Source organism: Aquimarina discodermiae (assembly GCF_040786235.1).
Classification (GTDB): Bacteria; Bacteroidota; Bacteroidia; order Flavobacteriales; family Flavobacteriaceae; genus Aquimarina.
Genome location: NZ_JBFMKP010000008.1, coordinates 100,946 through 115,076, shown reverse-complemented (window position 1 = coordinate 115,076; position 14,131 = coordinate 100,946). Strand labels below are relative to the sequence as shown.

The following is a 14,131-nucleotide window of genomic DNA, read 5'->3' as shown; positions in this document are numbered from 1 at the left end:
GCACTTTAGTGCAGGGCTTTATACGATTTTTGGATGAGAATTTCGCATAAATAATTACAATGATTTTTTGCTAGATTGATGAATCGAATTAAGCTATGCTAACAAACATTATAATGAACTGGTTTAAACTTTTTTCAATTCGCTATAAAAATGCCCTTTTTCACCCAATTTTCATATTTTTCTTACTTCGTAGCACTGCTATGAAGTGCAAAAAACATTTCAATTACCAAAAAATCATCGTTTTTCGCATGAATCAAAAAAGTTTAAACCAGTTCAATAAGGAGTATAGCTTTTTTCTAAAAATAGTTCCTGTTTATTTATGGGTATTCAGAATTAAATAGATATAGCTAATTAAGATTTATGTAATCTCAATAACTTTATATATTTCGAGTTATTGGGGTTATTTTTTATTTAAATATACAAATCAATTATATAATGTCATCCCAAATCAGGTTTGTGGTCTTTTTTTCTGTATGGTACAGATTTTAATAAGATGCTGAATCGAGTTCAGCATGAACAAATACTATAGATTTAATTATATAACAATTTTTATTACACTTGAAATCTTCATAACGAAGTTCTAATGTATAGTACGGGTTAAAAAACAAAAGAGGCTGCCTGAAAAAGCAGCCTCTTTTGTTGAATTTTTTGTTGTTAAACATTTACATTGTTCATAGTAACTACAATCAAAAAAGCTACCCTGAAAATATTTGTTAGCATCCTATCTGGATGAATTTTATAAATGAAACTCTATTTTAAAAAACTGTGTAGCAATGCCGTCAAAATAGATAGTTGAACTAATCCCGCTTTTTCAGCGGGATATCTTTTACTACCTCGAAGCGAGCTTCGGAACTTTAAAAATTATTTTTGTTGAATGTCTCACGGGTTTGCCTCGAGGATTATTTATCTCATTTTTACTTTTTAACAAACAATAATGATTTTTTAAACCTCACTGCTTTTATTTGCAAAATATAAGATCCAGATGGTAGCTCTGAAACTTCTAGAAGTTCCGTTTCATTTTTACTCTTTATCTCTTTTATCACAACTCCATTCAGATTTATTATTTGCAGCGTTTTTAGTTTTGAAGGCATCCCTGATACCATGAATGAAGAGGATAAAATCGGATTTGGAAATACTTTGATTTGTACCCAATCATTTTTTGATCTTTCATGATTACAAAGAGGTGCTTTGACAGAATTGCTGAAGTAAATAGTGAAGTTTTCATTTTTAGAAACTAATGCAAGATTGTCTCCATCTTTTGTCACCCAGTACGATCCATCTAATTTTTCAAAACCAGTATTGCTTAACATAATTTCTGGTTGTGGCTTCTGTAACTGGAAAGTCATGGAGTTTTTAAAATTTACATACCAGCCTGGAGATCCATTATTAGTATGAATGGCAAATTGATATAGTCCATTGTTCTGCGGAGCCCAATCAATTGTGAACTTTTTGAAATTGCTCAGTTTAGGCCCGCCCGTTCCTAACACATGCACGTTATTATAAGTTACTTGAGTCAGAGGGCTAAGAGCACTATTTGATGGTGTTCCAAATCCGCAATGGTTAGTAGTGTCTTTATTATTTTTGACTATCACAGTTCTTGATACTTCTTTAGACAACCCTTCTTCATCAAAAGCTATTGCTCTTATGGTGTATGTCCCGACTTTTGTAGGTGTCCAAATTGTACTAAAAGGTCTTGTATGATTTTGCTTAAAGAGAGCACCATTTATATTGAAATTGACGTAGTCTAAATTCCCGTCAGGATCAAAAGCATTTGCAGTTAGGGTAATGACTTGTCCTAAAGTAAATTCTTGATTCTCCTGAGATGGATGTATCAAAGAGATACTTGGTTTCTGATTGCTAGTTCTACCAGTAACAGTTATTATAAATGATGTACTGGCTTTTGCTCCATCATTGTCTGTTGCGACTGCTTTTAAAATATAAGTTCCTATAGCAAGATTTAATAATGCAGTATCATTTTGACCAGAATTTGCTGTACCCCATTCATAAGGAGCTACGTTTTCTTGTCTTACTAATACATTATTAATATATAGTTTCACATTTGTTATGGTTCCGTCAGGGTCTGAAGCATTAACCACTACACCCAAATTATCACCTTCAATAAATTGACTGTTATTGGGTTTTTGGAAACTAATAATAGGTGCGACTGGTTCGGTTCCATTTACTGTAATGATTTTTGTTTTAGTAACTGGTGCCCCTTGGTTATTTGTTGCAACAGCTTTTAATACATAAGTTCCTGCTGCTAAATTTAATAAGGCGTTGTCTTCTAGAGATGTATTTGCTGTACCCCATTCATAAGGAGCTACGTTTTCTTGCCTTACGAATACATCATTAATATATAGTTTAACATTTGTCACGGTTTTATCAGGATCTAAAACATTAACCACTACACCCAAATTATCTCCTTCAATAAACTGACTGTTATTGGGTTTTTGGAAACTAACAATAGGAGCCACTGGTTCGGTTTTTTCTACTCTAATGATTTTTGTTTTAGTAACTGATGCTCCTTGGTTATTTGTTGCAACAGCTTTTAATACATAAGTTCCTGCTGCTAAGTTTAATAAGGCGGCATCTTCTTGAGTTGTACTTGCTGTACCCCATTCATAGGGGGCTCCGTTTTCTTGTCTTACTAATATATCATTTAGGTACAATTTAATATTGGCGACATTTCCACTGCTAACGGTAACTACAACCCCTAGACTGTCACCTTCTTCTATTACCGTATTAGTAGGTCTGGTAAATACAAATTCTGGTATTTGATTACATGGTTCATCAGATGCATCTGGACCATGAATATAATCAATAAACGTGTGCCTTGGTGCAGATGTATCTGGTGGAAAGTCTAATCGAATTTTTGTGATTGTTTTCTGCATCCAAGTGCTGATATTACTCATGTCAAATACAAGTTCTTCGAAAACATTTGTGCTTTGTGGGGTTACCGTTACCGATCGATTTGCTGCAAAATCTGGTTGATCTGTTGTTGCCCAGAATACCTGAAAAGCACCGGCAGCTTCAGATTTAGCCCTAATCTTTAATTGTGGCACTTGATTTCCCTGAAATTTTAGACCACTTCTTACAATATACGGATCATTAGAATTATCTGCTCTTATCAACCAATATACTTCATTGTTTGTATTTGCTGCAGCGGTATTAAACTGTTGAAAATTTTCTGAAGTTTTATGAAACCCAAAATTAAGATCAGAAGCATTGTTTGGGTCACTACAGGTATCGATTTCTACAATGTCTGGTCTTCCATCGCCATCATTATCAGCCGCAGTAACTCCATTAAGGTCATTGGTTGTGCAAGGCAGGGTTGTAGGCTGAAAACTTCCGTTGTGGTTCCAGTTTAATGTAATATTTACTCTGGTGTCGCCGTCGGCAGCTCTAAATTTTATATATACATCACCGTTTCCTGCAATAAAATAGGCATTATTCGTGGCATTTTCTACCGCCGCAATAGAATTCAAACGTGGAACCCCATTTACTCTAAAATTACCAAGTTTTCCTAAACCTTTAAAACGTGCATATCCAAGATCGCCAGCATCCCCTCTGTTCCATATGAGTAGTATACTTTTATTTGCTGGTGCTTTATCGAAATAATAAGTATAAAGAAAACCTTCGTTGACAATCATTGGGAATTTGTAGGTTCCCGATGAGCTATTTCCAGACTCGTAAAAGCAAACATCCTCTGTTCCAGGTTTAGAACGAACTACAGATAACCGGACTCCGCTTGAATTAATTCCGGCAAACCATAGTCCTGCAAAGTAATAATCTGAACGAGCAGCATTTCTCCAGGAAGGATCTCTGTACTCATGTCCATCTCTAAGAAAAGCAATATCTCTAATTATGGTAGTATGGGCCTTACCTGTTAATCCACCATCATAATCTTTAAAAAACTGTCCTATTTTTCTTGAACGTGTAGCATCTGTATTAGGTAATGGGAAAAATCTAAATGGGAAAGATTCAGAAAAACCTTTGGTTGTTCCTCTAAAGGTTGGGTTGAAATTCTCTGTAGCTCCTCCTCCTGTAATCTGTTTAATCATCTCGGTATTTGATCGGTTCCATCCTTCAAAATGACAATCGATATGTCTGCCGGGGCCATCATAAAATCTAAAAAATTCACGTACGCCATTAAAAACACCAAGTTCTGTATCTGCATTAAAAAGACTGTTCTCTATGGTAAGATCACCAGCAAGCATAGAACCTGTTTTGTTATCACTGAAAACACAATTGTAAAAAACGGTGTTTTTATTTGTACCACCAACGCCTAGTCCACAGTATAAAGCTTGATCATTTCCATAAAACAATCCGTCTTTTATAAGTTGTCTGTTATTTACATCCCATCCAAAATTAGTTTTTATAGAATGATCTGGATTTAATTGATCAAATACATCCCAACCCGTCATACAGGTATGTGCTACAAAACCTTCAAATCGCCCTAATGGTTGTTTGGTAGGATCCTGACCTTGAAAATACGGTAAATCTCCAGATTTAAAGAGTGGTTTTTTGGGAAAAGCAAACCAGAAACCTGTTCCTTCAGTTCCTGCTGCAACATTATTTTCAAAATAATTATTCGGATTAGTTATCCAATAAGAAGCTGGTGTTCGGTTTTGGGGAGCATTAAACTGGTTATCAGAAGGGGTTAGTTCTTCACCAGATTTTGGTCGTCTTGTTACAAATACCACGTTGTTTTTGATCGTATTAAAACGTTCACCACCATCTTCTAAGAAAATACCATGGCCGATATGATCATAGGCAAAAACGCCATCTACTGTTACATAATCTGTGCCATGAATGGTAACGGCTCTATTAAAAGATTTATGTACACTACTGTTTCTTAGATAACTGCCTTGTGCTTTATCTTCGTTTAAATGCCAATGAAACGGATATCTTCCCAAAATTGCTTTCTGTCCCATTTTATACAATTCGATGTGTTCTGCATGAGCAATAGAGTTTTTCATTAGCATAATATGTCCTCCAAATCCTGTCTGTTCATTATTCCCATCCATTTTACCTTGGATCTTGATATAATGCGATAATAAACCTACTTCTCCCTGTATATTCACATCCCAGGTTTTTCTATCTCGTGCTCTGGTATATGATTTTGTTCCTCCTATATGTTTATAATTTAATGGAGATTTTAGGGTAAGTGTTCTTTTATTACTACTAATAGCTATAATCTCGGTTACATCCACATTGTTCCAGGATTTTGTCTGGCCACTGGCTAAACCTGTAGCAGTTAATGCAATTTTATCTCCTACTTCCCAATCAACAGCCTCTTTTAAGGTGATTTGAGTTGCACCAACATTAGCTGTATTAGAAAGATTGGTCCAACTCATTTTTTTCTTTCCGTGAAGCTCTAAACGACCTCCGCCCATTACCATAATAGCTTTATAGGATGCAGGAGCATTGTTTATTTTATTACCGGTAAGTGTAATTTGGCATCTAATACCACTAGGGGACTTATTAGCAAAATATGGCTGGTCTTCAGTCCCGATTTCCATATTACCGCCATTAGACACCATAATACTACGTGCCTCTAAGTCGATCCAAGTATTTTCTGCTTGCCAATTTACTGCACTCAGCTTTCCTTGTACAGTAATATTATTTGCCCTGCACACACCAACCATAATTAAGTTAATTCCTGGTGGGACAATGACATCATCGTTTACTGTTGGTTTTGTACCATTGGGCCAGGTAGATGCGTTGGTCCATAAACCTGAAGTAATGGGTCTAATCGTAGCAAAGCTCTTATAAGGGGCACAATCATATGAAGAAGTGACCTTGGGTGTAGGAACAGTATTGGTAGCAAAAAGTCTACCAACGCAAAACATTAGGACTATTAGTATCACTACCGTTACGAAACTATTTCGTTTTGAAATACGTTGTAATGCTATTATTGATTTTGTTAGTTTTTTCATGATTTTTGTGTGTTAACGATTTGATATTTATGTGTCAATTATTTGTGTAATAATCTGATTTATTCAGGATACAATAGCTTCTCCTGATGGGGTTTAGACTAAAAAACCGTCAATTCGAGTAATTTTTCGTGGTAACCTCTCGACAACGCTCGAGATGATGTAGAGAAAAATTGTATCGGTCTTTCGACAGTGCCTGTCCTGAGTTTATCGAAGGGTTCAAGATGACAAAGTTTTCAGAACAAAAATCCGAGCCACCTTAAGCCTGTCGAAGGACAAGACTCTTAACAAAATTTCATGCCAAATAAACCATAAAACACTACTAGTTTTGTTGCTCTTTTCTTCCCTTATTTCATTGTAAAAAACTTACGTTACTATAGCCATGCAAGAATTTTACAGTTTTATAAGAAAAGAAAGCAACCAAAGATCTTATGTCGCATTTTATAATTCGTTTGGTATCGAACTGACGCATTTCAGATGAATCAAAATTCAGATTAAAACTATAATTATTGCTTTGTGAAATACAATGATTTGTTTATTCCATTGCTTGTTATTTTTAAAATATAATTACCTGTTTTTAATGTTCCCACTGGTAAGTTATAGGTGTTCATTCCTTTTGCTGTTTTAGATAAAACTCTGCTTCCAATCAAACTAAATACTTGTATAGACACTCCTTGATTTTTAAGTCCTTTGATGGACAAAACATCATTTTTAATCGGATTAGGGTACAGTACTATATCTTGAAAATCATCTTTTGAGACAGGAGGAGCACATTGTGGAGCCTGAGTGGCGTTACTAAAATAAAGTTTGAAATCCTGATTTTTAGACACTAAAACCAAGTTATCACCATCTTGTGATACCCAATATGATCCATCTAATCCATCGAATCCAGTATTAACTAAAGTCACCTCGGGCTGTGCATCTTTTAATTGGTAATTCATTGTTTCAGAGAAGTTTACATACCAATTTGGAACTCCATTCTTCGTGATGATTGCAAATTTATATAGGCCATTATAGGTAGGGTTCCAATTAATGGAGAATCGTCTTAAGTTATCAAGACTGGGACCACCTTGTCCTAAAACATGGGCATAAGTATATGATACATTATTCATTGCAGAAATACCATTCGCAATTGGTGTTCCGAAGGAACAGTTCTCGTCGTTGCCACCTCCGTCATTACTTTTTACGGTTAAGGTAAATGTACTTTCACTTGTATTACCATCATTATCAGTTGCTACTGCTCTGAAAGTATAGATTCCTTCAGAAAGCCCATTAACTTCTTGTGGATTGGGTGATCCGACATGTCCCCATGTGTATGGAGCGATACTTTCTTGTCTTACTAAGGTTTTATTGATATATAATTTGATATTGTTTATCGTTCCATCATCATCTGTAGCATTGGCTTCAACTTCTATATCATATCCTTCTTGTACCGTTAAGTTTCCAGAAGGACTTATAAAAGAAACAACAGGATTTGTAGTTTTACCTCCTACTTTCAAAGTAAAAGTTGTTTCGGCTTTTGCTCCATCATTATCGGTAGCTTCGATTTTTATGATATGGTTACCTACAGACAGGCCTAGTAATTCGCCTATGTTGTCTCCATTACCCCAGGTATAAGGAGCTACATTTTCCTGTCGAACCAGGGTTTCATCAACATATAGCTTTACATTACTTACAGAACCATCGCTATCGGCAGCATTTGCGGTTACTTCAAAACTTGTGTATCCTTCTTGAACTGTTGTATTGCCTAATGGACTAGTAATCGATACTGTAGGAGATTGATTGCCTCCTCCACCAGAACCAGAGCAATTGGTCCATACCTTAAAATCATCAAAATATGCGTAGTCATTTTGAGGAGAATGCCATACTGGATCTGTGCGATTACCTCCTCTATAGGTATGCATAACAATAGAATTAATTTTAACACTTCCTTTTCCTGATAATCGAAATAATACATCGTCTTGATCTAGTAATTTTTGACCATTAACATACATTTTTAAAATACCATTTCTTCGACCTGGTGTGTTTAGTTTGATATATTGTTTTATGGTATACCATTTATTTTTTTGAAGGGTTAAATTCCCAAGTCGAGTATTACCTCCACAACGTGTTTGTCTATTTGGTAAATAGTCATAGAGAATAAGATATGGTGCTTGTGTGTGTGTTCTATTGGATCTCCACATTAAGCGAGCAGAGAATGCATTCTTAATTGTGTTTTGATTTTGAGTGCAACCAGCGGGTTGTGCTCCATTTGACGTAGAAGCTCCACCAAGCCCTGGAAGTTTTCCTCCAGTGGCCCAAACAAAGTCGTTGGCAAATTTTACCCTATACTCAAGGGTGGCTTCTTCAACACCATTAAAACTGTTGTCAAATACAAATCCTCCACTTCTACCACTAGCATCATTTTTAGTGTATTCTGCACGTAACTCTCCGTTAATTACTCGATTTCTTTGTGGGAAATGGTTACTTAGTCCTCTAACATTACCCCCAGAGGTTCGACCTGCAATTCTTGGAAAATCATTATTCGCTAGACTACGAGTGTATTGTTTATTTTGTCCATTATATTGATTAAAATTTTGATCGAAGATTAATCTATTGTTATTGCAGTTTTGTGCTTTGGCTCCAGAAATTATAAATAGTATGAGTACTATCATAATTCGCCAGCTATTGATAACTAAATGCTTTGTTTTCATAGTGAGTTTATGTTAAAATTCTGAGTGTTTCTTTTATATAGTTTATTGCTAAAAAATTGTTTTCTTCTAGATATTATTTTATAATGGTTTTCAATTATCGAGTTGACGACAAGACAGTTTTATAGATTATGTAAGTCATTTTAATAACCTTTGGGAGCTATTCGTTTTTTACAAATTTTGTCTTGAGTGCTTCTTGATGATGAGCATGAACTTTTAAGAAATAAATACCATTAGGTAATTCATTCACGTTCACATCGAGGTGCGATTGTTTTGCTGAAAGCGACTTGGAAAGAATGATATTTCCGCCAAGTGAATATACATCTAATTGATATGCCGATACTGGTAAATGTTTTATGGAAAGGACATCTTTTACTGGATTTTCATTTATCAAGAGCTTTTGTGAATTATGAACGGAAATAACTTTTTGGTTTTTTCCTTGCATACAAACAGGAGGTTGAGAAGAATTACTAAAACAAATTAATGTTTGACTATTCTTAGATTTTAGAACTAACTCGCTATTATTCATGGTAACCCAATAACTACCATCTAACCCCTCAAAACCTGTGTTTCTAAGAGTGATCTCTGGATTGGCTGCTTTAAGTTGAAAGACTGCTGTTTTACTAAAATCTGCATACCAATTAGGAGTGCCATCATTGGTTTGAAAAGCAAACTTAAATAAGGCATTGTACTTAGGATTCCATTTGGCCGAAAAATTCACAAAGTTTCTTAAAAACCGAGGACTCTTGGCACCTGTTATATGTGCATACTTATATAGTACATTATCTAGAGGCTGAAGCCCTTTGGTATCTGGAAATACAAATAAGCAATTGTCGTTGGTTTTAACCGTAAGTCTGAAGGTAGCTTCTTCACTTTTACCCTTGTTATTAGTTGCTACTGCTTTAATAATATATTTACCACTTAAAAGACCATTCAATTCTTTGGGGTTGGGTGATTCTTGATGACCCCAGGTATAAGGATATCTTCGTTCTCTTCTTACAAAATTATCATTAATATATAATTTAACTTCTCTGATAGAACCCTTATTATCCTTTGCGTCAACTTCAACTTCTAGATCATAACCTTCTTCGACTGTAAGATCTTTGGACGGTGTTTTAAATGAAACGCTAAATGTCGGATTATTATCTTCTCCAGAATCATTTCCTATTCTGGTTTTTGATACTATAAAATCATCAAAATAAGCATACAAATCTTTAGTAGGTTTGTAATCATTGCTACTTCCTCCAAAAAAAGTAGATAAATAGATGTTATTTATGCCGATATCACTTTGACCATTTTGACGATAATCTTCGTTATTGGTTATATCTATAGCCAATTTTCCGTTGAGCCAGCCCCGCATAATCCCATCTCTTTTTCCAGGAGTATTCAATTTGTGATATACTTCTATGTGGTTCCATGTACCTTTTTTCAATTTTGCCTGATCTGGTTGTGGTCCTCCTGGCTCTTCATAAGGATCTAATAAACTCCAATTTACAGATGCCCTCCAGCCATTCCATGTTGGTCTAGTTTCAAAATGATTATAAAATTCTAAAAGTCCATCTTTTCTCCACATCAAACGAAGAGACATGTTTTTGTTTTTTGTTTGATAGGCCAAACCCGGTAATTTAGCTCCTGCTCTAAATTCAAAATCTTCTGGTATATATACGTTATAACTAAAGTATAGTTCATCAAAAGATTCATAGCTATCCCAATAGACTTTGGTATGCATACCGCTATCATTGGTTTTTACTTTTCCCTTAGGATAGTTAACTTTTAAAACGTTTCCTCTATCTCGAAATTCAGTAATAAAAACTCGACCTTCATCTGCTCCTTTACAAAAATGAGCTCCAAGCGCTTCTTTAATTTCTTCCTCATTGTATTGTCCTACGGGCAAATGATCAAAGTTGTTTTGATATATTCTATTCTGCTGAGCAGAAAAAGTAATGGTTACGAATAATAAAACCATTGACATTAGGTTTCTTTGTGTGAAAAGAGTCATGTTTTGAATGTTAGGAATATTGTAATGGGGCAAATATATTTCACCCCCTTTTTTTAAGATATTCGGCAGATTTTATTTCTTTAAGAGACGTGTCACCTTTTTGTATATACGCCCTTTAATGACAATTAGATACAGCCCAACTTCTAGAGAAGAAACATCAACAGAAATTTCTTTATCAGGAACTAACTTATTAATTATAGTACGCCCATGAACATCCAAAATCTCAAGAGTAGTTTTTGACTGTTCTATATTAGAAATCGTAACTATATCACCATCAACTGGATTAGGAAATACTTTTATATTACTGGCGTTACTTTTTGGTGCTAAAACTCCTATTTTATTAGAACAATTTGGTGCCGTTGTCGAGTTATTAAAATACAATGTAAATTTTCCTGTTTTAGAAACCATCACGAAGTTATCGCCATCTTTTGTTACCCAATAGTCACCATCTAATCCTGTAAAACCAGAATTAGAGATGGAGACATTGGGATTGTTTGTGTTGAAACTATAATTCATAGAATTTCTTAAGTTTACATAGTAATTGGGAACACCATTATTGGTATTAAAGGCAAATTGATATAATCCATTTTGAGAAGGGTTCCAATTAATCCTAAATCTTCTAAAATTGCTTAAATCGGGTCCATTAGTTCCTAATACATGAACATTACCATAAGAAGCTTTGTCCAAGGCGGGTAAGCTATTAGATAATGGTGTTCCAAAACTACAGGTATTTGGATTGGGGTCAGGATCACTTTCTTTAGTAATTTTAAACCAATTAATATTCCAACTCGGTCCTGTAGCAAAAAGACGAATAGTTTGATTTCCTCTGGATAACTCTACTGTAGTATCAATAGTTATCCAGTTTTGCCAATTACCAGTATTTGGGATTGCTGTTTTACCTTTGGAAGTATTATTTACTCTAAAATCTACTTCACCATTACCAAATTTACTTGCAACTCTATACTCAATTTTATATAATCCTGATTCGGGTATATTCAATCTATAATCTATATAATCTCCAACATCAATCCAACCTACATTAATACCTCCTCCGACGTCTGATGTTTGTTCGGTTCTAACACCTTGCATACCGCAGTAATCTTCTGCCTGGATAAGCGGTGTGAATGAGTTTGCACTGCCAGTGCACTCCTGAACTGGCTCTTCTTCTACCACAATATTTACTTCTAAAGAGTATTTATCAGCTCCATCATCATCAATAGCTTTTGCTTTTAAAGTGTAATTTCCTGTAGCAACATTATTAATTGTATACTCATAAGGAGATGAGGTGTCTTCTCCAATTTTTATATCGTTTCTAAAAAATTCAACTTTGACCACATTACCATCAGCATCAGAAGCATTTGCTTTTATTACAATGTTAGAACCAACTGTAAAGTTATCTCTATTAGAAGGAGAAGTGATACGAACGTCAGGAACTTCATTTTCTTCACCTCCCTGACAAGGAATAATATTCCAACTTGGACAAGATTGCGTTACATAATTTAAGGTTCCATCAATTATCGGAAAATCAGAGCTATTGGGATTTCTGGTATTATTCCATACATGAATTTCTGAAGGGTTTCCTTGTTTTTTTCTTGCAGTCTGAATTTGTGACCCTCTTCCTTCAAGATAAAATGTATTATCAAAAATTGCATTTCTATACCCAGTGTTATATCCAGTACCTCTATCCAAGAAATCAATACCAGCTTTAATAATGGTAGATCCATCAAGATTAAAGGTGTTGTTATATACAAATGCGTATGATCCCTTAAGGTCTATAAAGGCATCTGCGCTATTTTCTCCTGATATTCCTTTGGCAGAAAATGTACAATTTCTGATGATGGTATTTTTAGTGCCTTCTTTTACATCTACACCTTCTGCAGTTACATTTGGGCCAATTACACAGCCTTCTATCGTATTATTATTACAATCCCTATTATAGTCATCGTGTTGACCTTTGTCAGATCCTACATAAAGTCCTTCTCCAATACCTGGTTTTTTAAGACCCGTATTATATACTTTACAATCCTTAACCAAATTATAGCTGGAACCATCTCTTAAGTGAATTCCTTCTTCTCCAAGTTCTCTGACTATTACATTTTTAATAACTCCATGATTCGCATTATCAAAGACCAAACCTTTTGATCCTTCTGCTAAAATAAGATCCTCTATTTTCCAATAATCTCCTAAGATTCTCATCACATAACCATCGTATCTTCCATTAGGACCTTTAAGGATAGCTGGATTTGAGGGATTTTTACTTCTTATAACAATTGGTTTACCAGAAGTTCCATCTTTATCAGAGAAAAATCGAGCAGCTCTTCCGTTTGCCACAATTTTATCTGGAGCAGTATAAGTTCCTGGAGCTATAATAATTTCATCTCCAGGCTTTGCATTTTTCATTGCATTTAGAATACAATCAACAGTATTGCAATTAATCGTTCCGTTTGGGTTAGGATCCACGATATCATCTGACCAATTTTTGATAATATTTTTAATGAATTCACCCGTGTCTGTAAGTTGATTATTTACTAAACCAGATATTCCTGCACCACTTTTTACCGATGAAGCTCCTTCATTTTTATCACTGATTGCCCAATTTGCGTGGCTTATGTCATTTTCTTTAAAAAAACTCATCCACTTTTCTGTTTCAGAAATATCAGAAACTCCGTTACCATCTGCATTTACAGATCCCCATTCTGTAGCAAATAAGGCTATGCCATTATCCATAGCTCTTTTTGCTTTATCACGTAATCCTTGACTATGTGTCCCTGCATAAAAATGTAATGTGTAAGCAGTATTCGCATCATCAATAGGGTCATTTGATGCAATATCTACATCTTGCGACCAAGTGGAAGATCCAACTATTATCAAGTTATCCGGATCTTTTGATCGAATAGCTGATATCACCACATTTGCATAAGATTTTATTTCTGACCAAGATTGACGAATGGGTTCATTATAGATTTCATAAATAATATTGTCTTTATCGCCATATAAATCAGCCATTTCTGTAAAAAAAGTAATTGCCTCTGCCTGATATTTCTCAGCTTCATGCGTATGCCAATCGATAATCACGTACATACCATTAACTATAGCAGCATCTATTACTTTTCTAATTTTGGTTTTTTGAGCCTCTGGGCTATCGACATATCCGGTTCCTTCATCCCAACTTTCTTTGACTCCCATAGCTACTCTAATAATAGCACTATTCCAGTCAGAAGCAAGGTGATTTACCACAGTGGTATTATAAAAATCAGAAGTGTCACCTGCATTGCTCCAGAATAAACTATTGCCTGCAAGACTTGTGGGGATATTGTTTTTATTAACTATTTTGTTACCATTAACTCTTAGCTTACCATTTTTTTCTACGGGTGATTGAGCAAAAATAGCACAGTAGGATAGTAAAAAAACAAAGATTAATTGTTGAGTAACAGGTTTTAATGAAAGGTGTTTTACTTTTATTTTCATCATGTTGTGAGTTTATGATTAATTATAAAATGATTTAT

Annotated in this window: 4 protein-coding genes; all 4 read right to left on the bottom strand. The window is 34.8% G+C overall.

Annotation, left to right across the window (positions count from 1 at the left end):
* Positions 1-914 precede the first annotated feature (914 nt).
* Complete coding sequence (locus ABW636_RS06935) at positions 915-5,939, bottom strand: Ig-like domain-containing protein (RefSeq protein ID WP_367589235.1); 5,025 nt, start codon at positions 5,937-5,939, stop codon at positions 915-917.
* A 503-nt stretch (positions 5,940-6,442) separates the two neighbouring features.
* Positions 6,443-8,629, bottom strand: a complete 2,187-nt coding sequence (locus ABW636_RS06930) for a polysaccharide lyase (protein ID WP_367589234.1) — start codon at positions 8,627-8,629, stop codon at positions 6,443-6,445.
* A gap of 157 nt (positions 8,630-8,786) precedes the next feature.
* Entirely contained in the window at positions 8,787-10,592 is a 1,806-nt protein-coding gene (locus ABW636_RS06925) for a polysaccharide lyase (RefSeq protein ID WP_367589233.1), read from the bottom strand.
* A gap of 105 nt (positions 10,593-10,697) precedes the next feature.
* Positions 10,698-14,096: a cellulase family glycosylhydrolase gene (locus ABW636_RS06920; RefSeq protein WP_367589232.1), complete on the bottom strand. Its 3,399-nt coding sequence runs from the start codon at positions 14,094-14,096 to the stop codon at positions 10,698-10,700.
* Positions 14,097-14,131 lie beyond the last annotated feature (35 nt).